The sequence below is a fragment of the Rhizobium binae genome (assembly GCF_017357225.1).
Taxonomy (GTDB): domain Bacteria; phylum Pseudomonadota; class Alphaproteobacteria; order Rhizobiales; family Rhizobiaceae; genus Rhizobium; species Rhizobium binae.
Map to the genome: position 1 here is coordinate 116386 of NZ_CP071606.1, position 25283 is coordinate 141668.

General features: G+C 60.0%; 25 protein-coding genes and 5 pseudogenes. 11 read left to right on the forward strand and 19 right to left on the reverse strand.

Features of this window, described 5'->3' with window-relative positions:
• Positions 1 to 37: 37 nt before the first annotated feature.
• The 8 genes and pseudogenes from tnpC to J2J99_RS25015 all read right to left on the reverse strand — a co-directional run bounded on the left by tnpC (position 38) and on the right by J2J99_RS25015 (position 8475).
• Positions 38 to 1629: pseudogene (tnpC, locus tag J2J99_RS24980) on the reverse strand (IS66 family transposase).
• A 68-nt stretch (positions 1630 to 1697) separates the two neighbouring features.
• Complete coding sequence (gene tnpB, locus J2J99_RS24985) at positions 1698 to 2021, reverse strand: IS66 family insertion sequence element accessory protein TnpB (RefSeq protein WP_168297385.1); 324 nt, start codon at positions 2019 to 2021, stop codon at positions 1698 to 1700.
• Between the two features lie 90 nt (positions 2022 to 2111).
• A pseudogene (locus tag J2J99_RS24990) lies at positions 2112 to 3102 on the reverse strand (tyrosine-type recombinase/integrase).
• Positions 3099 to 4013, reverse strand: coding sequence for a tyrosine-type recombinase/integrase (locus J2J99_RS24995; RefSeq protein ID WP_168297384.1), 915 nt, complete (start codon positions 4011 to 4013; stop codon positions 3099 to 3101). Before J2J99_RS24995 ends, J2J99_RS24990 begins: the two are co-directional and overlap by 4 nt.
• Positions 4007 to 5239, reverse strand: a complete 1233-nt coding sequence (locus J2J99_RS25000; RefSeq protein ID WP_246735370.1) for a tyrosine-type recombinase/integrase — start codon at positions 5237 to 5239, stop codon at positions 4007 to 4009. The genes J2J99_RS24995 and J2J99_RS25000 overlap by 7 nt, the downstream gene beginning before the upstream one ends.
• A gap of 115 nt (positions 5240 to 5354) precedes the next feature.
• Positions 5355 to 6431 (reverse strand): endonuclease/exonuclease/phosphatase family protein, encoded by a 1077-nt coding sequence (locus J2J99_RS25005; protein WP_246735369.1) that lies wholly within the window; start codon positions 6429 to 6431, stop codon positions 5355 to 5357.
• Positions 6432 to 6706: 275 nt separating this feature from the next.
• Positions 6707 to 6778, reverse strand: a pseudogene (locus J2J99_RS34740) (SOS response-associated peptidase); the annotation flags it as partial.
• A 644-nt stretch (positions 6779 to 7422) separates the two neighbouring features.
• Positions 7423 to 8475, reverse strand: a complete 1053-nt coding sequence (locus J2J99_RS25015) for an aldo/keto reductase (protein WP_168297382.1) — start codon at positions 8473 to 8475, stop codon at positions 7423 to 7425.
• A 107-nt stretch (positions 8476 to 8582) separates the two neighbouring features.
• On the opposite strand from J2J99_RS25015, the gene J2J99_RS25020 reads away from it, so the two are divergent.
• The 3 genes from J2J99_RS25020 (at position 8583) to J2J99_RS25030 (ending at position 11086) form a co-directional block, all read left to right on the forward strand.
• On the forward strand, positions 8583 to 9146 hold the full coding sequence (locus tag J2J99_RS25020) for an SbtR family transcriptional regulator (RefSeq protein WP_205918897.1): 564 nt from the start codon (positions 8583 to 8585) through the stop codon (positions 9144 to 9146).
• Positions 9147 to 9288: 142 nt separating this feature from the next.
• Positions 9289 to 10116: an oxidoreductase gene (locus tag J2J99_RS25025; protein ID WP_168297381.1), complete on the forward strand. Its 828-nt coding sequence runs from the start codon at positions 9289 to 9291 to the stop codon at positions 10114 to 10116.
• 67 nt (positions 10117 to 10183) lie between these two features.
• On the forward strand, positions 10184 to 11086 hold the full coding sequence (locus J2J99_RS25030; protein WP_246735368.1) for an AraC family transcriptional regulator: 903 nt from the start codon (positions 10184 to 10186) through the stop codon (positions 11084 to 11086).
• A gap of 294 nt (positions 11087 to 11380) precedes the next feature.
• Here J2J99_RS25030 and J2J99_RS25035 read toward each other — a convergent pair whose 3' ends face one another.
• The 3 genes from J2J99_RS25035 to J2J99_RS25045 all read right to left on the reverse strand — a co-directional run bounded on the left by J2J99_RS25035 (position 11381) and on the right by J2J99_RS25045 (position 14119).
• Positions 11381 to 12367, reverse strand: coding sequence for a quinone oxidoreductase family protein (locus tag J2J99_RS25035; protein WP_168297379.1), 987 nt, complete (start codon positions 12365 to 12367; stop codon positions 11381 to 11383).
• A 53-nt stretch (positions 12368 to 12420) separates the two neighbouring features.
• Positions 12421 to 12987, reverse strand: a complete 567-nt coding sequence (locus tag J2J99_RS25040; protein WP_168297378.1) for a TetR/AcrR family transcriptional regulator — start codon at positions 12985 to 12987, stop codon at positions 12421 to 12423.
• Between the two features lie 187 nt (positions 12988 to 13174).
• Positions 13175 to 14119, reverse strand: coding sequence for a LysR family transcriptional regulator (locus J2J99_RS25045; RefSeq protein WP_168297377.1), 945 nt, complete (start codon positions 14117 to 14119; stop codon positions 13175 to 13177).
• A 114-nt stretch (positions 14120 to 14233) separates the two neighbouring features.
• Here J2J99_RS25045 and J2J99_RS25050 point away from each other — a divergent pair, with 114 nt between their 5' ends.
• The 4 genes and pseudogenes from J2J99_RS25050 to J2J99_RS25065 all read left to right on the forward strand — a co-directional run bounded on the left by J2J99_RS25050 (position 14234) and on the right by J2J99_RS25065 (position 16972).
• Positions 14234 to 14788, forward strand: coding sequence for a carboxymuconolactone decarboxylase family protein (locus J2J99_RS25050; RefSeq protein WP_168297376.1), 555 nt, complete (start codon positions 14234 to 14236; stop codon positions 14786 to 14788).
• A gap of 89 nt (positions 14789 to 14877) precedes the next feature.
• Positions 14878 to 15738 (forward strand): alpha/beta fold hydrolase, encoded by an 861-nt coding sequence (locus tag J2J99_RS25055; protein ID WP_168297375.1) that lies wholly within the window; start codon positions 14878 to 14880, stop codon positions 15736 to 15738.
• Positions 15739 to 15822: 84 nt separating this feature from the next.
• Positions 15823 to 16206, forward strand: coding sequence for a nuclear transport factor 2 family protein (locus J2J99_RS25060; protein WP_168297374.1), 384 nt, complete (start codon positions 15823 to 15825; stop codon positions 16204 to 16206).
• Positions 16203 to 16972 (forward strand): annotated as a pseudogene (locus J2J99_RS25065) (SDR family oxidoreductase). Before J2J99_RS25060 ends, J2J99_RS25065 begins: the two are co-directional and overlap by 4 nt.
• 122 nt (positions 16973 to 17094) lie before the next feature.
• Here the strand turns inward: J2J99_RS25065 and J2J99_RS25070 are convergent.
• Positions 17095 to 17688, reverse strand: coding sequence for an NADPH-dependent FMN reductase (locus J2J99_RS25070; RefSeq protein ID WP_168297373.1), 594 nt, complete (start codon positions 17686 to 17688; stop codon positions 17095 to 17097).
• A gap of 78 nt (positions 17689 to 17766) precedes the next feature.
• Here J2J99_RS25070 and J2J99_RS25075 point away from each other — a divergent pair, with 78 nt between their 5' ends.
• Positions 17767 to 18141 (forward strand): winged helix-turn-helix transcriptional regulator, encoded by a 375-nt coding sequence (locus J2J99_RS25075; protein ID WP_425526067.1) that lies wholly within the window; start codon positions 17767 to 17769, stop codon positions 18139 to 18141.
• A gap of 100 nt (positions 18142 to 18241) precedes the next feature.
• Here J2J99_RS25075 and J2J99_RS25080 read toward each other — a convergent pair whose 3' ends face one another.
• From J2J99_RS25080 to J2J99_RS25100, 6 genes and pseudogenes are all read right to left on the reverse strand, one after another.
• A complete protein-coding gene (locus J2J99_RS25080) occupies positions 18242 to 19003 on the reverse strand; it encodes a ferredoxin reductase (RefSeq protein ID WP_168297372.1) in 762 nt (253 codons plus the stop codon).
• Positions 19000 to 19617 (reverse strand): sulfite oxidase-like oxidoreductase, encoded by a 618-nt coding sequence (locus J2J99_RS25085; protein ID WP_168297371.1) that lies wholly within the window; start codon positions 19615 to 19617, stop codon positions 19000 to 19002. The genes J2J99_RS25080 and J2J99_RS25085 overlap by 4 nt, the downstream gene beginning before the upstream one ends.
• 85 nt (positions 19618 to 19702) lie before the next feature.
• Positions 19703 to 20083 (reverse strand): alpha/beta fold hydrolase, encoded by a 381-nt coding sequence (locus J2J99_RS34745; RefSeq protein WP_425526069.1) that lies wholly within the window; start codon positions 20081 to 20083, stop codon positions 19703 to 19705.
• A pseudogene (locus J2J99_RS34750) lies at positions 19966 to 20643 on the reverse strand (alpha/beta fold hydrolase); the annotation flags it as partial. The pseudogene J2J99_RS34750 and the gene J2J99_RS34745, both read right to left, overlap by 118 nt.
• Positions 20644 to 20675: 32 nt before the next feature.
• A complete protein-coding gene (locus tag J2J99_RS25095; RefSeq protein WP_168297370.1) occupies positions 20676 to 21164 on the reverse strand; it encodes a YkgB family protein in 489 nt (162 codons plus the stop codon).
• A gap of 162 nt (positions 21165 to 21326) precedes the next feature.
• Positions 21327 to 21527 (reverse strand): hypothetical protein, encoded by a 201-nt coding sequence (locus tag J2J99_RS25100; RefSeq protein WP_168297369.1) that lies wholly within the window; start codon positions 21525 to 21527, stop codon positions 21327 to 21329.
• 319 nt (positions 21528 to 21846) lie between these two features.
• On the opposite strand from J2J99_RS25100, the gene J2J99_RS25105 reads away from it, so the two are divergent.
• A protein-coding gene (locus J2J99_RS25105) for an IS3 family transposase (RefSeq protein ID WP_132576271.1) occupies positions 21847 to 23036 on the forward strand; the annotation gives its coding sequence in 2 pieces (ribosomal slippage) (positions 21847 to 22099 and positions 22099 to 23036; 1191 coding nt in all).
• Between the two features lie 229 nt (positions 23037 to 23265).
• The gene (locus J2J99_RS25110) at positions 23266 to 23571 is read left to right on the forward strand and encodes a putative quinol monooxygenase (RefSeq protein ID WP_168302225.1); all 306 of its coding nucleotides are present in this window, start codon (positions 23266 to 23268) and stop codon (positions 23569 to 23571) included.
• Positions 23572 to 23673: 102 nt separating this feature from the next.
• On the opposite strand, the gene J2J99_RS25115 is transcribed toward J2J99_RS25110, so the two are convergent.
• Positions 23674 to 24087, reverse strand: a complete 414-nt coding sequence (locus J2J99_RS25115; protein WP_246735469.1) for a response regulator — start codon at positions 24085 to 24087, stop codon at positions 23674 to 23676.
• 336 nt (positions 24088 to 24423) lie between these two features.
• On the opposite strand from J2J99_RS25115, the gene J2J99_RS25120 reads away from it, so the two are divergent.
• Entirely contained in the window at positions 24424 to 25233 is an 810-nt protein-coding gene (locus J2J99_RS25120) for a CE1 family esterase (protein WP_246763164.1), read from the forward strand.
• The last annotated feature ends 50 nt before the right edge of the window (positions 25234 to 25283 follow it).

The window sequence follows — 25283 nt, forward strand, 5'->3', positions numbered from 1 at the left end:
CTTCCGAAAGAGGCGGTCGGACGCAAAAGGGAGGCTACTACGTGCGGCAGTTGCTTGCCATGCCCGGATAATTCCACGGTAAAAGCTCTTCGATCCGGTTCTGCCTGTGACCGTTGACGATGGCGGTGAGCGTCGCGGTCAAATAGGCCAACGGATCGACGGCATTGAGTTTGCAGGTTTCGATGAGCGAGGCGATGGTTGCCCAGTTCTCGGCTCCGGCGTCGTGCCCCGCGAAGAGCGCGTTCTTGCGATTGAGGGCAATCGGCCGAATGGTGCGCTCGACACTGTTGTTGTCGATCTCGATCCGGCCGTCGGTCAGGAAGAGCTTCAAACCATCCCAGTATTTGGCGATGTAGGCCAAAGCCTCGCCGAGTGGGGACTTCGTCGCAACACCGGCACGGTGATGGACGAGCCACGTATGCATGTCGGAGACGAGTGACGCAGACCGTTCCTGTCGCCCGGCGAGGCGAGCCTCTGAATCAAGGCCTCGCAGTTCGGCCTCAATCCTATACAGTTCACCGATGCGTTTGACGCCGTCCTCGGCAATGGGTGCTGTTCCGTTCCGGGTGATCTCCACCAGCTTGCGACGAACATGTGCCCAACAATACGCAAGCCGAATATCTGGGCCAATCCGGTCTGGCCCGATCAGCCTGTTGTATCCGGCATAGCCATCGACCTGCAGGATGCCTTCGAACCCCTGCAATCTGCGTTCGGCATGAATGCCTCCCCGACCGGGAGCGTAGGTGAAGGCCACGCCCGGCGGAGCACCGCCATTCCAAGGACGATCATCCCGCGCCAGCGCCCAGAAGTATCCGGTCTTGGTTTTACGCGAGCCGGGATCGAGCACCGGAGCACGGGTCTCGTCCATGAAGAGCTTGGTCGAGCGCTTCAGGTTGGCAATCAGTGCGTCGAAGACGGGGCTATTCGAACGCTGCCCGGCCGACCCAATCGGCAAGCGTGGAGCGGTCGAGATCGATGCCCTGGCGGCTCATGATCTGCGCCTGCCGATAGAGCGGAAGGTGATCGGCATACTTAGACCAGCACATGGGCGACGGTCGCTTCCGTCGGAAGCCCAGCCTGGATCAGCCGTGCCGGAGCTGGGGCTTGGACGACACCGTCCGTGCAGGCACGGCAGGCATACTTAGGACGGCGGGTGACGATGACGCGGAACTGTAACGGGATGATGTCCAGCCGCTCGGAGACATCCTCGCCAATGCAATGCAGGCCACCGCCGCAGCCGCAGATCAGGCTTTCTGGCTCGATCACCTCCTCGATGCGCGGGAGATGCTTCGGAAGGGAGCCGCGATTGATCGCACGTGGCTTGCTAATCCTGTTGCCTGCAGGAACGTCCGCCTCATCCTCGGCATGGATCACGGCCATAGCCGTTTCCAGGTCTTCCAGGGCCAGATCGAATTGGTCAGGATCGGTCTTCTCGGATTTGCGCCCGAAGGCTGCCTGCTTGAATGCTGCAACCAGCTTCTCAAGCCGTTCGATCCGCTCGTCCTTGCGGGCGATATGTTCGTCCTTACTGGCTATCGCGACGTCCTTGGCCGCCTCGCGTGCCTGCGCCGCGATCAGCATCGCCTTCAGGGCGGCAACATCATCGGGAAGGTCGGCGGCATCAAGCATGGCCGGAAACTATCAAATCCGACCCGATTTGGCTTCGGAATTCGCGGTACTGAGTCATCGTGCCGCAGCTATTCGATGGCTTCCGGCGTTCTCGTTTGGACGGCATGAACCCGCCGCCAATCAAGGCCTGCGAACAAGGCTTCGAACTGGGCGTGGGTGATCGTCATCAGGCCATCCTTGATGCCGGGCCAAGTGAACGTCTGCTCTTCCAGCCTTTTGTAGGCCATGACGATCCCGGAGCCATCCCAGTAGATCAGCTTCAACCGGTCCGCCTTGCGGGACCGGAACACGAAGACCGTTCCGGTAAACGGGTCCTTGTGCAGCTCATTCCTCACCAGCGCCGCCAAGCCGTCATGACCCTTGCGGTTATGTGGAGCTCCACATAACCGCAATTATGCGCCGACGATAATTATGCGGAGTCGTAGACGCCGATGGACGCACTGGCGGCTTTTCGACATCCATCGACTCCACATAACTATGCGCTATCGCGTGGCGAGCATTGCGATCAGTTTATCCGGCGGGCGGAATTTGCCTGGCTTGATGCCGAGCGGCGCCAAAGCGTCGAGCATCTCGAGTTTTTCGGTCGGGTCAGCGCGCAGGTAGATCTCCGTGCTCTGGAGAGTGGCGTGACCCAGCCACAGCGCTACTTTGCGAATGTCGCGCGTCGCCTGAAGCATGTGCATGGCGCAGCTGTGGCGCAGGACATGGGGCGATATCGACTTCGTCGCGAGCGTGGGCGCGACGCTGACGGCGGCGGCGGCTGTGCTTTTCGAGGATGTATTCGAAACCGGAGCGGGTCATCATCCTGCCAGCGTTGTTCAGGAAGAGCGCCGTTTCGCCACCCTTGGGTCTAACCGCGATCCAGGCGCGGATCGCAGCAGCGGTCTCCTGCCAGAGCGGCAGCACGCGCTCTCGTCGTCCTTTGCCGATGATATGGATACTCGCCGGTGGCCGCCCGTCGAACTGGTCGAGGGTGAGACCGACGAGTTCGGACACGCGGAGCCCGCCGGCGAAAGCCAGATGCAGCATGGCCCGATCGCGAATGCCTGATGATGTCCGCCGATCCGGTGCATTGAGCAGGGCTTGCACTTCGGTACGCGAAAGCGAAGCCACTAGCGCCTCGTCAATCTTCTTCATCGGAATGGCGTGCACCCGAAGGGCCTGATCCAACACCGCGGGTGCGCGATGCTCGAGATAGCGGAAGAAGGACTTCACGGCAGCCAGCCTGGCGTTGCGCGATCGAGCCTTGTTGCCACGCATCCCTTCGATGTGCTCGAGAAAAGCGAGGATCATCGGTACGTCGATATCTTCGATCTGCAGCAGACAAGGTCGCTTGCTCAATCGTCCTGCGGCGAACGTCACCAGCAGTTGGAAGCTATAAGCATAGGCATCGCAAGTGTGAACGCTTGCATGTCGTTCCCGGGGAAGATGCTCGCGCAGGAAAGCGGTGAGGTGCTGGGCAAGCTGGGTCATGCCGTAACTCCTCGATGCAATGTCTCGCCGGCTGCCGACAGATGCGCCATTAGTTCCGGCGTTGACTGAAGATACCAGTATGTATCGGTCACATGGGCATGCCCCAAATAGGCGCTCAGGGCAGTGATATGCCGCGCCACCGCCTGGGAATCGTGCGCACAGCGTTCGAGAGAGCGGACGGCGAACGTGTGGCGAAGATCGTGGATCCGCGGCCCTCGCGATCCTGCAGCGCCTCGCAAGCCGATCGATCGCATAATCTGCAGGAAGACCATTATTACTGTCGGATAAGCCAGGGGCGTTCCCTGATCCGAAATGAAAAGCGCATCGCTCTGACTTGCCGCCTTCAGGCGGGTCACGAGATATCGGTCCAATGCGCGTCGGGTCGTCGTATGGAGCGGGAGCAACCGGCTCTTCTTGAACTTGGTCTGGGCAATGATCAACCCGTCGTCGGTCACGTCCGTCAATCGAATGGCGATCGCCTCCGAAACACGCATGCCGGTCGCTGCAATCATCCCGAACATCGTGGCGTAGGTGAGCGATCGGATTGAATCGTCGGGGCCAAGTCGCTGAGCGGCGTCGATCAGCCGGCGAATCTCCTCGCGACTATAAATATACGGCGTGCGGCGTTTGCGACTGCCGCGGCCGAAAAGATCTGCAGGGGGAACTTCATGGCGCGGATCTTCGGCATGCAGCGAGAGCGCGAAGCGACGGACCGCCAATAGGCGGTTGCGACGTTGTTCGGGTGAAGGCGCCTGTAGCGCCCACTCGTGCACGGTTGCCGTCGTTATGACATGCTCACCGCGATGCGCGGCAAACGCGACGAAGTTGCGCAGGAGAATGCCCGGCGTCCGAAACTTGAACCCCAGGGCTTGGTGCAGCGCCGCATGATCGGCGAGGAGCTTACTCAGCATGGGAGCTCTCCCGGCCAGGGCTGGGCAACCTGCTCCAGCATCGCGATATCGACCTTGGCGTAATGTGCGGTCATATCGAGCGAACGATGACGCAGCACCGTACCAATAGCTTCGAGTGTGGCCCCCGAGCGGAGCATCGAGGTTGCCGCCGAGTGGCGCAGCAGGCACGCTCCAGACGACGGGGGATCGGAAATGCCCGCACGTTTTAGCGCCAGCGCTACGATCGTGGAGACATGACTGGACTGCGCAAATGATCGGTAGGGTGCAATCATTGTAAGAAAGACCGCCTCTTCAGGCACGCATGGCCGTTCCTGCTCGATGTATGCGAGAAGTGCATCACCGACGTCCTGCGGTAATGGCAGCCGAACTTGCCGGCGCGCTTTGCCGCTCAGGCGCAGCATACCAGACGTCCATTCGATATCGTCGAGCCTGAGGCAGGCCACGTCTCCGGCCCGCAGTCCTAGACGAGCCAATAGAAGCAGGATTGCCCGATCCCGCAGGCAGCCTCTGGCGAGTTGATCGCACGATGCAATCACGCGTTCGACGTCGGCGGCCGCAAGATACCGCGGCAACGACGAAAGGCGCCACTGCAAGACCGGCGGAATGGCGTGATCGAGGTTGGGGCGGCACAAGCCGGCACCCGCGAGGTAGCGAAGATAGCTGCGCAAGGCGCTTGTTATGGTTCTCAGGTCAGCCGGCCCGGTTCGCTCGCGCCACTCTCGGACAACACTACGGATCAGGGCGGCATCATAGTCGAGGGTCGCTGTGCCGAGCTCCGGCAACAGCTTATGTAGGTCGCGAAGGTGACGGGCGATCGTTCGTTCCGACAGTCCTCGGTGGATGTGCAGCCAGCTTTGATAGCCATCAAGCAGGGGATATGGCGACGCGATCTTCGGGGGTGGACATGCGACACCTGCCTCTTGCAGGAAAACAACGAACCTCCCGGCACGGCGCGAGTATTTTGGCGAGATCCGCAGCCACTGCCGCCCACCGGGACATCGACACCGATGTTCGGCAAAGCGACGAACGACATCACCATCGATGACGTCGATCGAGATGCCTGCTCTACCAAGCCAAGCTGCGAAATGACGAGCCGAGGCCGTGTAGCCTTCAATGGTCAGCGGCGTATACCTCTGAGCGGCAAGCTCGTCCGCGAACCGATCGATCCATGACGACAACGGTCCGGGATCGAGGAACCAGTGATTACGAATAGTGGCATCCATCATTCTTCGCTCTCCTCACAAGTGAACTCATTGTGAGGGAGCATAGTTATGTGGAGCGGTCGCGCGTGCTCGATCTATCTAACCATCTGCGAAGACGACATAATCCATAGATCGGCGTCTACGACTTCGCATAATTATCGTCGGCGCATAATTGCGGAAATCCACCGGCTTGGTCGCCACCATGATCCTGACGCGGTTCGAGGTAAAGATCATGTCGTCGCCAACAGGGCGCGAGCAATGGCAGCGATCCGGGCAGCGGACGCACCTTCTGTGTTTCCGGCGTGGTCAGGTCGCGGATTTCAGCCTGAGTGCAGAGTGCCTGCCCGGCATCGCTGATCTGACAGTGCTCATCAAGGACCTCGAGATTTGCATTCGCCGGTTGACCATCGGCGATTTCTTCTATGAGAGACCGGGACAGCACGCCCGCCGGCCGCGGCGACGAGGTTCCGCCAGCGTCGGTTCTGGCCGGACGCTGGTCGCGCAGTTCGTGCCAAAAGTTGCGGTTGAAGTCGCCGAGAAGAACGATCTTGGCTCCATCGGCGGCAGCGCTCTCAATCCAGTTTTCAAGGGGATCGACCTGCTGCTGCAGGATCATGCAGTCCTTGCCAGTGCCCTCCAGGTTTCCACCGTCGAATGGCGACACGCAGCTCGACTTGAGGTGGATATCCATAATGCGAAGCAGCTTCCCATCGATCTTGAGTGTGAGGGCGAGACCCGGGCGCGGCCGCTTGTCATCGGGGTTGGCGGGAAGGCTGAGCGTATCTTCGATTGCGCACGACACCTTTTCACCAAGCGTCTTCTTCCAGGCGATTACCAGGCGCTGCACCTTGTAGCCCGTCACTGGGCAGAAATCGTAGTCGCTGCCGCCGTTCGGGAGTACTTCCCGGACTGACTGCTCCCCGCTGACCTCCTGGAATGCGATGATGTCCGCAGGAATGAGCCTTGCGATAAAATTCGCAATCTGTTGCTGCCGCTTCCGGTAGGCCTCAAGGTTGACGCGAACGGTTCCCCCGGCGGTGTAAACCTTGCAGACGGGCAATCGACCGACGTCCCATCCCTCGATCTTGAACGCGTCGATGTCCCATCCCGGTTGGAACCCCGCCTCTTGCGACAGCTTGAATTTACCGGTGGCAGGATCTTCGACATAGTTTTTCGAACATTCTCCGATCCAATGCTGCACCGTCTGCAGGTCCATGTGCCAACCGAGATTCCAGCTGGCGATAGTGACCTGGCTTGCCAGAGCCCCGACCGATCCGGACAAAACTACCAGGCAAGCTGCTAGAAACCGCATCATCGACGTCGCCCTCGCCTCAAAGTTGATCGCAAGGAGTGAATTACACTTTGCTAATCCGTGCAAGAGTGCGGTGAGCGCGCGGGCGACTAATTCTTGAACATTCTCACGGTCCAGAGCCGAGTCCCCGTGGGGAGCGGCTTGATCAGTGGCTTCCCGGAAACCGTTGGGTCGAGCTAGTTGGCCCATGCGTCGCACTCGAGGATGACGATCTGGCGGTCGTGGTACGGCGCGATGTCCGGCCGTGGCTCTGCACCCCCGCCACGGCGGCGCGCGCCGGACGGGCTCGTCGCGCAATCGCAGAGTCCTGTGGTTCCCGCGAAAAAGCGCCGCCGGGGGTTCGGGGCGAGGGATGGATCCACTCCCGATCTTCATGTTGATACACTGTGGATCAGGAGCCGGACTTTTCACTGATTAGTTGCTCGCTGCAATCACGGGGTCGTTCGTTCGTTTCCGCTCAAGGCGTCCGCGATTGAACGTTCACTCTCGGCGCAATGTCACCGTTGATGTCCGCGACGGTGGAGAGATAATTCCTGTCGCGAACATCGGCTTCGATGGGAATTGTACTTCTTGTACCGAGGCCGGGGGGCGGTCACTATCACCGCCAGCATGATGGGGGCCCTGCTGGAACTGGCTGTGCGCGGCCGCCGCATTGCCTTCCCCAACATTTTGCCGTCGACCAACATATTGCTTCCGGTTCACTGGTGGAGATCCTGCCTGGTCAAAGCCAGAATTCAGGTTTTCTGCACCTGCTCTGGCCGGCAAGCCGCTATCCGCTTCCCAAAGTTCGGGTATTTGTCGATTTCCTGACGACGCGCATAATGCGAGCCTTGGCGGAGCGGCGGACCGGAGACATCGGCAAGCAAAGCTGACGGCGCCTGCAGGTGACGGGCCCTCAGGCCGAGGGCGGTGAAAAGCCCGGTATCCGCGCCATGATGCGCTGTAGTTCCCGGTCATCCGAGATCCCCTGGAAGTCGTACCGCGGTGTATAGGGCGTCTCAAGAAGACGCACCTCCTCCTCGGAGAGCGTAATGGCGAGTGATGCGATCGCGTCGTCAATCTGGCTCGGCTTGCTGGCGCCGACGAGCGGAGCGGTCACGACCGGATTGCGGCGCAACCATGCGAGCGCGACCTGCGCGCGCGTGACACCGCGCCTCTCGGCAATCTGTCCAACCGCCTCGATGATGGCGCTGTCGCTTTCGGCGGTCAACTGTGTGTAGAGCATGTCGGCGAAGGGGTCGTTGCCGGATCGCGCGGTGGCTTTCGCGTCGCCCCACGGACGTGCTAGCCGGCCGCGCGCCAGCGGGCTCCAGACGATCGTACCGATGCCTTCATCGCGGCACAGCGGCAACATCTCGCGCTCCTCCTCGCGGGCGAGCAGATTGTAGTGATCCTGCATGGACACGAAGCGTGCCCAGCCGTTTGCCTTTTGCAGATGGAGAGCCTTCGAGAATTCCCAGGCATGCATCGAGGACGCGCCGAGATAGCGGACCTTGCCGGCCTTCACGATATCATGGAGCGCTTCGAGCGTTTCTTCGAGCGGGGTGTCGGGATCATTGCGATGGATCTGATAGAGGTCGACATAGTCAGTTCCAAGACGACGCAGGCTGTGATCGATCTCCGTCATAATGGCCTTGCGCGACAACCCCTTGCCGTTCGGGCCGGGTCGCATTGGGTGACGCAGCTTGGTGGCGATGACGACATCGTCGCGGTTGGCGAAATCTTTCAAGGCCCGGCCGAGAATCTCCTCGCTTGTTCCTTGTGAATACATGTTGGCGGTGTCGAAGAAATTGATGCCCTGCTCGATGGCATGCCTGATCAGGGGGCGGCTCTCCTCCTCGGGGAGCGACCAGACGGGATGACCGCGCTTTGGGTCGCCATAGGTCATGGCGCCGATCGCAATGCGGGAAACGTCCAGACCTGTTTTGCCGAGCTTGATATAGTTCATGATGCCTCCTATGGTGGCCTTAGTGGAGAGCTCTCCGTTTTGATTATGCGTTAACGGAGAATTCTCCGTTTAGCAAGGGGGCCTGTAGCGAGCAGGATGGTTGCAAGGTGAAAGAACAAACTCGTTCGATGACGAGGGCCGATGCGTTGAAGAACCGGGAGCACATCCTGCAAATCGCACACGATGCCTTTGTGGAGTCGGGCGCGACGTCGCTCAATGAGATCGCCAAGCGCGCCGGTGTCGGTGCGGGCACGCTCTATCGGCATTTCCCAACCCGCGAAGCGCTTATTCTTGCGGTATATCACCATGACATTCAGCGGTTGGTCGCTTCCGTACCGGCACTGCTTGTGCAGGATACGGCCGTCCACGCCTTCCGGCAGTGGTTTGCCACGCTGGCGGACTACATCCGGGTCAAACATGGGCTGGGTGACGCTCTCCACAGCCCCGCCGCTCAGGAGGCAATCCAGGGAACCTATGCTCCGGTCATTGCTGCGCTGGACGAGTTGATCCGGGCCTGCATTGCCGAGGGCAGCATGCGTGAAGGCCTGCGGGCGGCCGATCTTCTTCTGCTCATGGGCTTTTACTGGCGCGCTCCGGCGAATGCGGAGGGACGCGCACAGGCAGAGAGACTGATGGATATCGTGCTGGATGGGCTGGCGCCGAACACGTGACGTCGCTGCCTCAGGCTGCTGATCGACAGCATTAGGCAAGAAACAGGCAGGACCGTTTCTAGCCGGTGCACGGCTCAGGCCATAGATTGCATCGAACAGGCACCAGATGCGCCTCAGTCAAATCAACAGCGGAATTTACTCTATGAGAACCTGGTTTATTACCGGGGCCAATCGTGGGCTCGGCCTGGAAATCGCACGCGCAGCACTTGAGGCTGGCGACACTGTCACTGCCACGGCGCGCGACCCACAGCAGATCGTTGAGGCCTTAGAAGCCTTTGCCGACAGCCTCCATACGGTCCCTCTCGATGTTACCGATCACGCAGCGGTCGATAAGGCCGTCAATGCGGCGAAGGAGCGGTTCGGACGCATCGACGTTCTCGTCAACAATGCAGGCTATGGCCAACTCGGCGCCTTCGAAGAGATCGCCCCGGAAACCGTGTCGCGGCAGTTCGCCACCAACGTCTTCGGCGTATTCGATGTCACACGCGCCGTCCTTCCGATGATGCGGGCTCAGCGCTCCGGCCATGTCATAACGATATCGTCGATTGCGGGCATGCAGGGCTTTGAAGGCTCGTCGATCTATTGCGCCACCAAACATGCCGTATCCGGCTGGTCGGAAGGGCTCGCCCGCGAGGTGGCGCCGTTCGGCATCAAGGTGACCTGTGTCTATCCCGGCCGTTTCCGCACGGATTTTCTCGATGGCAGTTCTGTTCGCTACGGCGATTTTGCAATCGAGGACTATGCAGCGGCCTCCGCCCGGCGTCGGCAGGCGCTCGACGCCGACAATCACCAGCAGATCGGCGACCCCCGGAAATTCGCTGCAGCTATGCTTGCGCTGGTCAAGGCGGACAATCCGCCCGTTTGGCTCGCGACAGGCTCGGATGCCTATGCGGTTTTCGACAATAAATCCGCAACGCTTGCCGAGAATATCGAACATTGGAAGGATCTGGTGCTGTCAACGGACTTCTAGGCGGTGATCGCAGAGGCTAGGGTGGCGTGGGCACTGAAGCGGTTCATTCATGCAAACGAAAGCCGTCATGGTAAAAGAGAAGATGGAATTCGCGCGTGGCCGGATGCGCGAACGCGTCGAAATGCGCCTGCCGAACGAAGGGTCCCTTGCCACTGCCATTCCCGGCCTCTCCCTCCATCGGCGCGCGTGCCCGACGGCGCCCGACTCCTCCCTCTATGAGCCGTCCTTCGCATTCATCATCAGCGGTGCAAAGCGGGTCATTCTGGGAGATGAGACCTATCTCTACGATCAGGACCATTTCCTGCTGACGGCGGTTGGCCTGCCGACCATCGTTCAGGTGCTCGACGCGAGCATCGCGGCCCCCTATGTGTCGTTCAAACTGGACATTGACCTCGACCTCGCACGCGAGTTGATCGCCGAGGTCGATCAGCTCGGAGGGTTTACCGAAGGGAGGGGATCGGGCATCGCTATCGGACCCGTAACGCCGGAACTGACGAGTGCTGCGATGCGCCTGCTCGACCTTCTGGATCACCCCGTTGAGATACCCATACTGGCAAGGTCGATCCAGAGGGAAATCCTCTACCGGGTCATGACGGGCCCGGTCGGCAGCCGGTTGCGGCATTCGGTTCAGGTCGGCACCCAGACAAATCGGGTTTCGACTGCGATCCGTTGGCTGCGAGAGAATTACGACCAACCCATCCGGATTGAGAGCCTGGCGGATATTGCGGGCATGGGCGAATCCACCTTGCACCATCATTTCCGCGCTCTGACAGCCATGAGCCCTGTGCAATACCAGAAGCATCTGCGCCTGCATGAGGCGCGCAGGATCATGATTGCCGATCGTGTCGACGCGAGCAGTGCAGCGCTTCGCGTCGGCTACGAAAGCGTCACGCAGTTCAATCGCGAGTATCGACGGCTCTTTGGAGTTCCGCCAAAAAAGGACGTGCGAACGATCCTTTCGCTCGGATAATTCGAGCCGCTCCTTCAAGAGCTTAGGCAATAGAAAACGTTCTCATGCCGCGCGCTTCATGCAAAGGCGTAAGACGAACGCTGCATTTGTTACATAAAATTCAATTTCTCAGGATGAGGAGAATATTAGACTGGGCGTAACGGGGCGTGGTTTCGTATACAACCGGACACACATCGATAGCTTTCGATGCCGACTGATTGCTAGCCTGGTAAGGACGACCTCGGCTTTGCCTCAAGGCCGTCCCCCAAATTGCCAAAATCAAATCGCACCAGCCATGCCGGTTGCCTTTGATCGCTATTGCGGTGTCAGCACGATGCGGCCGTTCAGATCGCGGCTCTCCATCCGTTCGTGAGCGGTCACGGCCTTGGTGAAGGGGAGCTCATCGAAGAGTGTGTCGCATAGTCCTGAGTCAGCTGCTTTCAAGGCTGCCTCAAGGCCTGGCCGAATAGCCTCTGGATGCGACGGCAGAAAGGCTCCCGCATTGAAGCCGGCCACCGTCATGCTGCCCAGCCAGAGGTCGTTCGTCTTGACGGCATGGGTCCAGTCACCGCTGGCATTGCCTGCCACGATGAGACGGCTACCCGGCTTCATCAGTGCAAAGCTTTGGTCTCGGAGGCTTCCGCCCACGGGATCGATGATGACATCGAACTTTTCGCCCGCGAGGGCGCCGGGCAACTCGGCTGAATCGATGATCCGATCATAGGGCAGTTTCGTGTTCGCGGCTGCTTCGAGCTTGCCCGGGCGGACTGTGCCCACGACCCGTGAAGCGCCGAGCTGTTTTGCGATGCCGGGGAATGCGGAGGCGAAGCCCCCGAGAGCGCCATGCACCAGCACGCCTTCTCCCTCGGCAAGCCTGGCGACCATGGTCAGCGCGATGTGCGCCATCGCGGCATTGGGGATCATCGCGACAGCAAGAGCTGGATCGACATTTGAGCCTTCGATCGACACGACACCGCCAACGGGCGCGATATACACCGCGGCATACCCGCCGGTGCCAGTGCCTGCGGACATCGACACGACCTTTTCGCCGACATTAAAACCTGTCACGCCATCGCCCAGTGCTCTGACCGTGCCGGCTACCTCAAGGCCGGGAACGAACGGAGGCTGCGCCATGCCGGGCACATCCTTGAATTGCCCCTGACGGAACAGAATGTCGATGAGACCGACCGCCGCATGGCTGACGTCGATCGAAATCTGGCCCGGCCCCGGCGTCGGATCGGGCAGATCAACCACTTTCAAAACACTCGGGCTACCGAACTGGGTGGCTTGGATAGCTTTCATACAAATTTTTCCTTGTTTGACTGAGTGAACACTCATTTTTTACGGTGAAAAGTTTAGCGTAGTGCCTGCCATAGGGCCTTGAATCCAGCATCGCGGATACGCTCCGCATTGCTGGAGTCCTGGATCATGAAATCGATCGTTGTCCCTGCCATCGTTTCAACAAGCGCTCCCACATAGGCCAAGGGCGCATCGCGCAATGCGCCGGAGGATCGCGCGCGGCCCACAATTTCAACGGCTGGGCCTGCGACGACTGCCGCCGCCTTTCGGCTGGTTCCGGTGATCTGGTCTGAGACCCCCAGTTGCGCCAGGGTCCGCCGCTTAGGCGGATTGGAAACGCCCCAGTCCGTCCAACGCACCCACAGATGATGCAATTGCCCGCGAACATCACCGTCGCCAGGCATTGCTTCCAGGATGGCCTCAGACAGCTCCGTCTTCAACTCGACATAGAGTTCATTGAGCAGAGCGGATTTGGTGCCGAAGTATGTGAACACCGATCCATGCGGCACCTGAGCTACCTTGGCGATTTCGGCTGTCGCGGCACCAAGTCCGTGTTCGGCAATCAGCTCGATTGCCGCCGCCAGGATCGTATCACGTTTCTCTTCGCTTCTGGGTCGCGCCATTTGCCATCATCCTCGCTCAATAGATGACTGTTCACTCACGCATTGTCAATAGGGGCGCTGCTTTTCCTGAATCACCCCTTCCGCCGATGCGAGTCGACATATTGCAAGAGATGTGTGCCCATTCGCCGGGGCACCATCCTCGGGCCGGCGTGCCTTCCCCGTTGTGATGGGGTCGCGTGAGGGTTGGCTAGGGGGCTGTTGAAGTGCCTTGCCCGGCACCGTCAGTGTCGCGTGCTATGGCTTGGAGGCGCTGCTGCAATCGAGGTGCAACGAAATCAAGGAAGGCGCGCAATTTCAACGGCTGCTGCTGGTGCGGGGCATGGACCAGATGCACGGGCATCGCTGGAGGCGCCCGATCCGTCAATACCGGCCATAGCAAGCCCGCCCTGATGCTTGCTGCCGCCTGGTAGGAAAGCACACGAGCAATTCCGACGCCCGCGACCGCGCCGCTCACGACGCCTTCGGCGGTATTCACCGAGAAGCGTGGATTGATCGTCACCTGCTGCTGGGCATTTCCGTCCACGAAGGGCCACTCCCGGTAGCGCTGAAGTCCTTCGAACGCGATACAATCGTGGTGGGTCAGGTCGTCGGGCGTTTCCGGCTTGCCTCGCCGTTCCAAATAACCCGGGCTTGCACAGACGACCCATCGGATCTCTCCGACCCTGCGCGCCACCAGCGAACTATCAGGCAGACGGCCGATCCTGACCGCAACATCGAGATGTGTTTCGATGAGATCGATGTTGCTGTCGGACAGGACGAGCCGCACCGTCACGTCGGGATAGACGCCGAGAAAATCGTGGACGATCGGCGCTACGTTGAGAGCGCCGAATGCGATGGGGGCGGTCACCAGCAATTCGCCGCGCGGCGCACGATACTCGCCCGAGACGGCGCGCTCCGCCTCCGAGAGTTCATCGAGCACCCTTCGCGCCGATGCGACATAGGCCGTGCCAGCTTCGGTTAGAAGAAGTTTGCGGCTTGTGCGAACGACGAGTTGCGAACCGAGAAAGGTCTCCAGATCGGACACGCGGCGGCTGACGGTGGGAAGGGGTACGTTGAGGGATCGGGATGCCGCAGACAGGCTCCCTCCATCGACCGCCGCGACCAGCGTGCGCATTGCCTCGAACCTGTCCATCGTTCCTCTCGTTTAACGGAAGTTAGGCTTCCGGACTTAGCACCTGCCTTCCGGATCCGGAAGGGGGTACTTCAATCCTGCAACCGCAATCCAACCCGTTCAGGAGAAAAGCACATGTCAAGAATTCCAACCCCCGCCACCGAACAGACCCCCGAAAAGTCCCAGCCCCTGCTTGCGGCGGTCCAAAAGCAGCTCGGCACAGTGCCGAACCTTTTTCGCATCGTCGCCAACAGCCCGGCAGCGCTGGAAGCCTATCTCGGCTTTTCCGGCGCCCTCGGTAAGGGTGCGCTACCCGCCAAGACCCGCGAGCGGATCGCGCTGGCGATTGCCGAGGTGAATGATTGCGGCTACTGCCTGTCCGCTCACACCTACATCGCCCGCAACCTCGCCAAGCTCGATGACGCGGAAATCACCGCCAACCGCAACGGCGCCTCCAACGATGTCAAGGCGGATGCAGCCGTGCGCTTCGCCGTCAAGCTCGCCGGTGGACGCGGACAGGCAAGCGATGCCGATATCGCGGCGCTCAAGGATACCGGATATTCCGATGCCGAGATCGTCGAGATCATCGCCCATGTCGCGCTCAATACCTTCACCAACTACGTCAATGAAGCGCTGAAGACTGAAATCGACTTCCCGGTCGTAACGGTTCGCACGGCCGCCGCCGCCTGATCCTTCCCACAAGCTTGGCAAGAAACGATGCGGGCGCGTCGCCGCGCCTGCAAACCCTTCCGCACACCTTCAAATCAAGGAGATACCCCATGACCGTTCGTTTCAACACCGTCGATGTCGATGGCATCAAGCTGTTTTACCGCGAAGCCGGCGATGCGAGCCGCCCGACCGTGCTGCTGCTGCACGGTTTCCCGAGCGCCAGCCACATGTTCCGCGACCTGATCCCTGAACTCTCGCAACACTATCATGTCGTCGCGCCGGACCTGCCCGGCTTTGGCATGACCGAACAGCCCTCCCGCGACCAGTTCGGCTACACATTCGAGAACATCACCAATGTCGTCGACCGTTTTACCGAGGTGCTCGGTCTCGACAAGTTCGCCATCTACGTCTTCGACTATGGCGCTCCGGTCGGCTTCCGCCTGGCGGTCAAGCATCCTGAGCGGATCACCGCGATCGTCACCCAGAACGGCAACACCTATGTCGAAGGTGTTTCGGATGCTTTCGCGCCGGTCATGGCCTATTGGAACGAGCCCAGCCAGGCCAACCGTGACGCGCTGCGCGGCTTCCTGGCGCCCGAGACAACCCTCTTCCAGTACACGCACGGGGTCGATGATCCGACAAAGGTCTCTCCAGACGGCCGTAATCTTGACGATTTCTATCTGTCGCGTCCCGGCAACGACGAAATCCAGCTCGACTTGCTCCTCGACTACCAGACCAACGTCGCGCTCTACGACACCATCCAGGCCTACCTGCGCGCGCATCAGCCGCCGGTGCTGGCGATCTGGGGCAAGAACGATCCGTTCTTCATTCCGCCGGGTGCCGAAGCATTCAAGCGCGATGTACCGGCTGCGGACGTTCGCTTCGTCGACAGCGGACACTTCGCGATCGAAACCCATGCCGCCGAGATCGGCGCTGCGATGCGCGAATTCCTCGCCAAGCATGTCGGATGAGCCACCCGTCCGGGCGCACCATTCTGCGCCCGGACCTAGCAATCAGGAACCGTAACCGTCCGTCTGATACTTCGGAGATAGATCATGACCAACGCGCGTGACATCGTTCGCGACTTCTATGACAAGCTTTCAAAGGGTGACGCGCCGGGCGCGCTTGGCCTAATGGCGTCCGACATCGAATGGACGACGATGTGGCATTACAAGGTAGACGGGCGTGGCCCGGAGAAGGTCGCCGAGGGCCTGTTCAAGCCGCTGATGGCGGAATGGTCGAGCTTCACGCTGGTGCCGACCGAGTTCATAACCGAGAACGAAACGGTCGTTTCGCTTGGAGATTTTACCGGCGTCCACGGCGCGACCGGCAAGACGTCGAACGCCCGGTATGCCCATGTTTGGACGGTCCGTAACGGCAAGATCGCCAGCTTCCGTCAGTATATCGACACGCTGGCTATCGCCGAGGCCCGCGTCTGATGGAGCGCGTAGCGATCATCACTGGTGCCAGTCGCGGCATCGGCCGCGCAACGGCCGTCCGGCTGGCTTGCGACTTCAGTGCCCTGGCGCTGGTGGCACGAACCCGAGAGGCCTTGGAGGAGACGGCTGAAACGGTCCGGGCGGCAGGAGCAACGCCGCTACTTCAGGTCCACGATCTGCGCCAGCCGGATGCGGCTGGAGCCGTCGTCGCAACCACGATCGACCACTTTGGTAGGATCGATGCCGTCGCCTGCATCGCTGGTGCTGTTCCACAGGCCGACATGTTCGCACTGACCGACGAACAATGGGACGACGGATTGGCACTCAAATTCCACTCCGCCCGGCGTCTGACACTCGCCGCATGGGACGCGCTCAAGGCTACGCAGGGTTCGGTCGCGATCACGTCGGGTACGTCCGCCTATACGCCCAAGGCATCGCTTGCGGCAGTCGGTACGATCAACGCGGCGATCCTTGCGCTGGCCAAGGCCTTTGCGGATCGGGGCATCGAGGACGGTGTGCAGGTCAACACGGTCCTGCCCGGATCGGTCATGACCGACCGCCGCCTGACAATGCTGCGGGGATATGCCGACAAGCACGGTCTCTCGCTTGATGGGCCATCAATCGGTTCGCGATCGAGGCGGGGATCGCCCGCTACGGGCAGCCCGAAGACATCGCCAACGCGATCGCCTTCCTCTTTTCGGCCGAAAGCCATTGGATCACCGGCACGGCGCTCCGGGTCGACGGCGGCGAAACCAAGGTGCTTTGACCTTGCGGACGATTGCCGGACCGTGCGGCCGCGCCCTCGTGGCTTGGCTGATATTCCCAAAAGGCTCGCTGGCGGTGGTCGTCAGCGAGCCTTTTCAATTTCGGAAGCGTTCTTCCTGCGCGTCAGGCGCCAGCAGACTTGGCAGCCATAGTGGCTTTCGCCCACCAGAGCAGTTCGTCCAGAGCCGTCGTCGTCGACGGAAGGAGGTTCGCTTCGATCTCCTCGATGGGCTTTTTCCCGAATGCCGGATGCACGGCGAAGAAGTCGCTCCCGCCGATATGGGCGGTCGCATGGGTCGAAACCATTTGAAGCTCAATCGCGATCAGCCTCAAATGTTCGATCGCACGTACTCCGCCCGTGCCGCCGTAACCGATGGCGGTGAATGGCTTGCGGATCCACTCCTTGCAGGCCTGGTCGAGCGCGTTCTTCAAAACGCCGGTGATCGAGTGGTTATACTCCGCGGTGACGAAGATGTAGCCGTCGAAACGGGCGATCGTCTCCTGCCAGCGGATCGCCTCGGGGTTCTGGCTCGGCGCCCACATGTTGGAGGCGACCTCATCGAAGAAGGGCAGCGGATGGTCGCGCAGATCGACCAATTCCACATCCATGTCACCGCGGGCCTGCGCCTGCTTCAGAATCCATTGCGCCGGCACATCGGCAAATCGCGTAGGCCGGGTGGAACCGACGATGACGGCAATGCGGGGTTTGGAATTCAAAGTCATCTCCTGTATGGTAGGTTTCCTTAGGTAACCAGATTACAGACGGTTCGCGTGACTTCACAAGGAGGCACTTTGTTGAAACCAGATAACCACGAGGATACCGCTGCCTGCGATCACATCAGCCGGATGCTGGCGCGGATCAGTGACAAGTGGACATTGCTGGTGGTGCGTGTGCTTGGGCATGGACCGCTTCGTTTCAACGCCCTGCGCCGAGAGGTCGGCGAAATCAGCCAGAAGGTGCTGGCATCGACGCTGCGCGAGCTGGAGGCGAACGGCTTCGTTTCTCGCACGGTTACGCCGGTCAATCCGCCCCAGGTCGAATATGCGCTGACTGAACTCGGGCGAGAGTTCCTGATGCCCGTTCGGGCATTGGCGGAGTGGGTGGTGGAAAACTCATCGCGCATGGACGTGGCACGCGAGGCTTATCTGAAGCGTCGCGCGGAAGGCTGATCCTTCGCTGGCGCCACTGAATAGCCGCGGATCGGTGGATTAGACGGGCCCGGAAGTCCGCAGGGGGCGGGGCGATGCGACAACCGGCTGGCTTCTCTTCTTATTTCCGGATCGCACCCGTGGGGCCAAACCGCTCTGTCCGCACGTTGCTCCCCCTGTGGCCCATCGCGACGAGATGCTCGGCAATCGTTTCGACAAATGTCGTTGGCCCGCATACGTAGACGTCAGGGTTCCCGACGGGAGTGAATTGCCGGCGTGTCAACATCACGCGGTCGATCCTGCCTTGCTCTCCGGTCCACCCCGACGGCGCATTGCGGGTCAGAGTGTGCGTGAGCGAAAATTGGGCGCCCTGTGCCGCAAGCCGATCGAGTTCGGCGCGGTAGATGATCTGGTCGACGCTCCTTGACGAATAGAGCAGGCGGGCAGGGTGCGTCGCGCCTGCCGCGGCGCGCGACCGCAGCATCGACATTAGCGGCACAATGCCCGATCCGCCTGCGATCAGAAGCAATCCATAGTCATGTGCCGCAGACCAGGCGAAATAGCCCCCAATCGGTCCACGGATCTCGATCCGGTCACCGACGCGCAACCCTTCATGGAGGAAACCCGAGACCTCCCCATCGGGCACGGCGTCGACGGTCAGTTCGACAAGCTGACCCGAACCGGCGCCGGAGGCGATCGAGTAGCTGCGTTGCGCGACATAGCCGTCCTCGGCGGTGAGGCGCAGGTCGACATGCTGCCCACCGAGATGCCCGGGCCAGCCCGGCACATCGAAGGTGATCGTCTTGACCGTCGCCGTCTCGTAGCGGATCGCCATGACCGTGGCAACGCGCCACTGCGCGGATGCTGTTGCGAGGTCGATCATTGGTCACCTGTATAGCGCTGCTCGCGCCAGGGATCGCCGCGCAGATGGTAGCCTTGCGATTCCCAGAAGCCGGGCGAGTCTGCATCACGAAAGGCGAGGCGCCGCACCCACTTGGCACTCTTCCAGAAGTAGAGGTGCGGCACGAGCAGGCGGGCTGGGCCGCCATGAGAAGGGAGGAGCGGCAGATCGTCAAAATGGGTCGCAATCATCGCACGCGCCTCGATCAGATCGGCAACGAGTAGATTGGTCGTGTAGCCCCCATCGCAATGCGCCATAAGGAAGCCGGTCGGCGCAGCATTCAGCCCAGCAGCGCGCAAGAGGTCGTCGATGGTGACACCGCGCCAGCGCGTGTCGAACTTCGACCATTTGGTGACACAGTGAATGTCGGAGGTGATTTCGGTTTGCGGCAGAGCCTCGAACTGCTCCCAACTCCACTTGCCCAGCATCGAGCCGCCGTGTTGAAGCGCAAGGCTCCAGCGATCGAGTGGCGTGTGCTGCGTCGGGCCGGCGGTCAGCACCGGAAACTCCGGTGTGAGGAACTGGCCAGGCGGTAATCGCAGGCGATCGGCGTCTGCGCCGCGGCGCTTGCCCTTAAATCCTCTCGTCACAAGCATTGTTGTCCCTCCCGGGTAGATCGTTGCAGAAATATGCTCATGCCGAAAGGCTCCTGCGGCTATCCACGACAAACCGCCAGGCCTTTCAGCGATGGGTGGGCAGGAAGCGGAGGATCAGGTCGGCGATCTCGTCATTCTTCTCGTCCATCGCGAAATGGCCAGCATCCAGCAGGTGAATTTTAGCGTCAGGCAGGTCGCGCTTGAACGCTTCGCCGCCCGCCGCGATGAACGACGGGTCGTTCGCCCCCCAGACGACCAGAGTGGGCGGCTTGTGCGCGCGCAGCCACGCTTGCCAGGCGGGGTACGACGCCACGTTGGTCTGGTAATCGTAGAGCAGAGCGGCCTGGATTTCGCGCTGGCCGGGCGCGGAGAGGTGGGCGAACTCGTCGGTCCAGGTATCGGGATTGTAGAGTTCGGGATGCTTGGTGCCGGCGATGTGACGCTGCTTCGTGGCCTCGAACGACAGAAAAGTATCGACGACGTCCTGATGAGCCTTCGGGTCCCCCAATACTCCTCGATTTTCGCCCATTTCGGCCCCAGCCCTTCACGATAGGCATTGCCATTCTGGACGATCAGCGCCTGCAACCGGTCAGGATGGGCCAGCATGATCCGGAAGCCAACCGGGGCGCCATAATCATGGATGTAGAGCGAGTATCGGGTCAAACCGAGTTTCTCGAGGAGATGGTCGGTCGTGGCGGCAAGATGATCGAACGTATAGTCGTAGCTGGTCGGAGAGGGCGCATCACTCTGGCCAAAGCCGGGAAAATCCGGTGCGATCAGGTGGTAACGCTTCGCCAGGTGGGGGATAAGCGCATCAAACTCACGAGACGATGACGGGAAGCCGTGAAGCAGCACGATCGTGGGGGCGTCGCGTCGACCAGCCTCGCGATAGAATATCCGGATCCCGTCGACCTGCTCATAATGATAGGTCGTCGGTGTCGTTGCGATAGGCTCCGGCGTGGCCATGGCAGCCTTACCGGAAACAAGGGCGACGATGCCTATCGCCGCAAATCTGAGGATTTTCATGGTCTCTCTCCAAGCTGCCCGTGCCGCTGCATTCACTTGGTCGATGGTGCACGTGAGGCGAGCAGCAGCGTAACCGACGCGGCGAGCAGCACCAGATCTTTCAGCAGGAATTGCCCGATATCGCCGGAGATGGCCGGGAAGCCACCGAGCGAGGGCTCGAATACGCCGGGCGTGCTGATGAAGAAGCTCAGCGTTATTAGGTAGGTCGCCGTCGACATGGCCGCGCCAAGCGCCGAGATGACAGGAACGAACGCGCCGACGATCAGGGCGACGGCGGTCGACAGCTCAAGCACTCCGATCACCCGGGCCGCGCCCTCGATGCCGAACACGATATGCAACCAGCTCATGATTGGGCTGTTTGCGATCAGCGGCGCGATACCGTGCGCCTCGTAGCCCGTGAACTTCATAAAGCCGAACCGGATGAAAATTACGACGAGCGACCATCGCAGTGGGGCGAGGATGGACATGGACCCGACGTTCCGTTCGGCGATGATGACGCGTGTTTGCAGAAGGTTGTTCATGGCAAATATCCTTGATTGATGGGACTTGATCTCGGTCCGGCCATGCCAGAAACCGCTACAAGCAATGGATACAGCCTTCCGAATAACATCGTCAGCTTCGAACTGCGGAACCGTGACTTCCGTTTTGTGGAAGTCTGTAGGATTTAGCTTGGCTGGGATCCGTTAGCCGCGGCCATAGTCGGTGACCGAGCGACCAGACTCCTGTCGTTTGGCATTTAACTGTAAGAATGCGCCTGTTTCGCAGCTCATGGCATTTAATTTGAGATTCGCTGGTTCCATCTTCGGCGCTTGACGCTCGGTGGTTCGGAAATAACGTTCTGTAATACTTCGCATTTCCGATGAAGCTTGGCGATCGGTGATCATTTCTACGCTGCGGATCGCACATTAAGTGCCAAATCGGACTGGCGAATCTCAAATTAAGTGCCCGATCTCAATTTAAATGCCGCGCTATCTTGTGGAAATTATTGGATGCGGAGTCTTGCGATTAGGTGCAAAACAACAACCCGTCATCGCGAGAACGGTAGAGAGCGCAACACTCAGGCGACATAGCGGGGTTAACTTAATCCATGCACCTTTATCGTCTAATACATTGATTAACACTTTTTTCCTGGGGTGCGCTTGACCTGCCACTGCGAATTTCCTCCAGGATGGATTAGAGTCCGGCCCATTGAAGGACGGACGAATGAAGAAGCAGCGATTTACGGAAGAGCAGATTATTGCGGTGCTGAAGGAGCAGGAGGCTGGCGCGAAGGCAGCCGACCTCTGCCGCAAGCACGGGATTTCAGAAGCGACGTTTTATAACTGGAAAGCCAAATTTGGCGGCATGGACGTCTCCGAGGCGAAGCGTCTGAAGGCGCTCGAGGACGAGAATGCCAAGCTAAAGAAGTTGCTGGCCGAGCAGATGCTGGATGCAGCCGCACTCCGCGAGCTTCTTGCAAAAAAATGGTAGGGCCTGCCGCCAAGCGTGAAGCCGTCACGCATCTGAAGGCCGTCATGGGTCTTTCGGAGCGTCGGGCCTGCCAGATCATATCTGCCGACCGCAAGACGATCCGTTATCGGTCAAGTCGACCGCCGGAGGTCGATCTGCGAGCGAAGCTGCGCGACCTCGCCAACGAGCGGCGGCGTTTTGGCTACCGTCGGCTGTTCATCCTGCTTCGGCGAGATGGAGAGCCGTCCGGCGTCAATCGCATATACCGTCTTTATCGCGAGGAAGGGCTTTCCGTTCGCAAGCGAAAGGCCCGGCGGCGTGCTGTCGGCACGCGTGCACCGATCCTGGTCGAGGCGAAAGCCAATGCCCGCTGGTCGCTGGATTTCGTCCACGACCAGTTTGCCTGCGGCAGACGATTCCGCGTCTTGAATGTCGTTGATGACGTGACGCGCGAATGCCTGGCAGCGATCCCGGACACGTCTATCTCTGGTCGACGTGTTGCTCGAGAACTGACAACGCTGATCGAACGACGCGGCAAGCCCGGAATGATTGTCTCCGACAACGGCACCGAACTAACGTCGAATGCCATTCTCGCCTGGTCGAGGGATCACAAGGTGGAGTGGCACTACATCGCGCCGGGGAAGCCGATGCAGAACGGCTATGTCGAGAGTTTCAACGGTCGGATGCGCGACGAGTTGCTCAACGAGAGCCTCTTCTTCGGCCTCGATCATGCCCGCAGCGCCATTGCTGAATGGGCTGACGACTATAACCATTTCCGGCCACACTCGTCGCTCGGATACCAGACCCCGGCAGGCTACGCCGGGAGCATCGCCGCAACCGGCTCCAACGCTGCGCAAGATGAAAGCTTCGCGTTTCCGCCGGTTGCTCCCACCGCGCCAGTTGGCGTATTCAAAGCCGCCGAGGCTCTAATCGCAGCCGGATGAAACTTCCGTGGCAGGTCACGCTGGATACAATGACAGGGTCGTCGGTCCGGCTCTGTTTCAAAAGCCGTTGATCCAGCAACCTTATTTTCCAATCATTCCGAGGGGTTCGCTATCCTAGAACAACCCCGAGCTTTCCTGCGGATTTCTTTATTTGCCCGATCGCGAAACATCCGACGGCAGAACGTGGTATAGCAGGTTGCGGCACGATCAGGTGCCCATGGAGATGGTCATGACCAAATTCGCACTCTACGTTCCGATCGAAGCAAAACCCGGCAAGGAACAGGAGGTCGCCGATTTCCTGAGATCAGCAATACCTCTCGTCAACGCGGAGCCGGACACGATTTCCTGGTATGCGATACAGGAAGGCCCAAGCTCGTTCGCAATCTTCGATACGTTCGACGATGAGGACGGAAGGGATGCCCACCTAAATGGCCAGGTCGCTACGGCTTTGATGGCGAAGGCCGCCGAAGGCGACTTATTCGCCAAGCCACCACAGATCCACAAGTTATCCATTATCGCCGACAAGCGGTCGTAAGTGTCGGCTGTTGTCGCGGTCATTCGTAGGGGCGCTTTTCTTCGCCATATATGGCAGAAAGGTTGAGCGCCCTAGCCGATCCCTTCAGTTCAGTCTGGCGAGCTATTGCCCGATGCTGCTCGTGGCAGCATCGTTGAGAAGAGTGGTCAATGCGGTGACAAGCTGGGCATGGACGAAAGGCTTCTGAAGTAGAACACTATTGGCAACGCCTTGAGCTGCCCACTCCTTGGCGCTGTCCCCCGTCATATAGATCACTGGCATGAGCGGCTGTAGTTCACGCGCCCGGCGCGCCAAATCCCAACCGTCTGCTTCACCCGGCATTCTTACATCGGTTAGCAGGGCGCAAAAGCGGTCCGCGTCCTCCTCCAAAGCACGGATAGCTTCGTCCGCGCTCGATACCGCGAGGTGCTCGAAGCCGGCTTCTGTCACCACATCTTCGAGATTTGCTTGAATGAGGGGTTCGTCTTCGGCGATAAGAACAAGCAGCTTGCTCCCGTCGCCGCTGATGATTTTCAAGATCAGCTTGTCATGCCATGCGTACTCGTTATTAAGCGCTCTCCCCGCCAGAGCGGCGAACCTAGGGATGATCATGCAACTGTGGCGACAGAAGCGTCCACAGTGCAAAATCCTCTCCAGCCGGTGAGGGTCTACGCAAACGGCCGACGAGGTCTCAAACTGCCCGTACATGCAATGTGGAGACCATACACAATGGACAAAGTGTTGATCTCGATAAGCGTTCTTCTCGCACTTCCATGAACGAGGCGTTCTCTCGCTAATTTGATCTTTCGGTAAATTGCCTACGGTCGTCCAAGGCCCTACGCATTCACCAGTAGGATGCGGAGGGAAGCGCTTGTGATTAGATCCATTTTATTTTGGTGTTTCGCCGTTGCGGCAATGCCAAGCGCCTCGCTTGCTGCGGTTCCTTGCGGCGGCTCGGTGGCCTGCCCAGTGAAGGGTGGCGACTATCGGATCGAAGCGCCGAAGGACGGCGACATTCGAGGCGCCTACGTGTTTTTTCACGGCTACAAAAGTTCCGCCGAGCTGCAAATGCAACAACGCCCCCTTGTCGAGACGACGGTATCGCATCATCTCGCCTTTGTGGCGGTCGACGGCACCGATGGGAGTTGGTCGTTCCCAAACAGCGCTCGTCCTGGACGAGACGAACAGGCATTTATCGCCGATGTTCTTGAGGACTTGAGACAACGCTACGGCATCACCGCCGAAAAAACGATCATCGGAGGATTTTCCATCGGTGCCTCGATGGCTTGGTACACGGCTTGCCAACAGGGAGAAAAGGCGGCCGCCATGCTCACCTTTTCCGGTGTCTTCTGGAATCCACTTCCAAAGGCCCAGGATTGTGTTGCAGACCTTCCGCCGATGATCCATTTTCATGGAACCGCCGACCAGACCTTTCCTTTGGAGGGCCGCTCTCTTGGGGGCCGTTTTCATCAGGGTAACGCCTACGACAGCGTGGCGATCCTGCGTTCGCGCGCGAAATGCGATGCGAAGAACGCGAAGACGATCACACTTGACGACATCGAATGCAACGATGTTCCTGACTGTATCCGGGGCGACAGCATCATGTGCATCCACAACGGCGGCCACGAGGCCCGTGCAGATATGCTCGACGCCGGCCTGACGGCAGTCGGCTTTCCAAGATGATCCTTCTCCCGAAAATTAGCTGAAGCTCCTTGTAACAACCGGCCGGCATC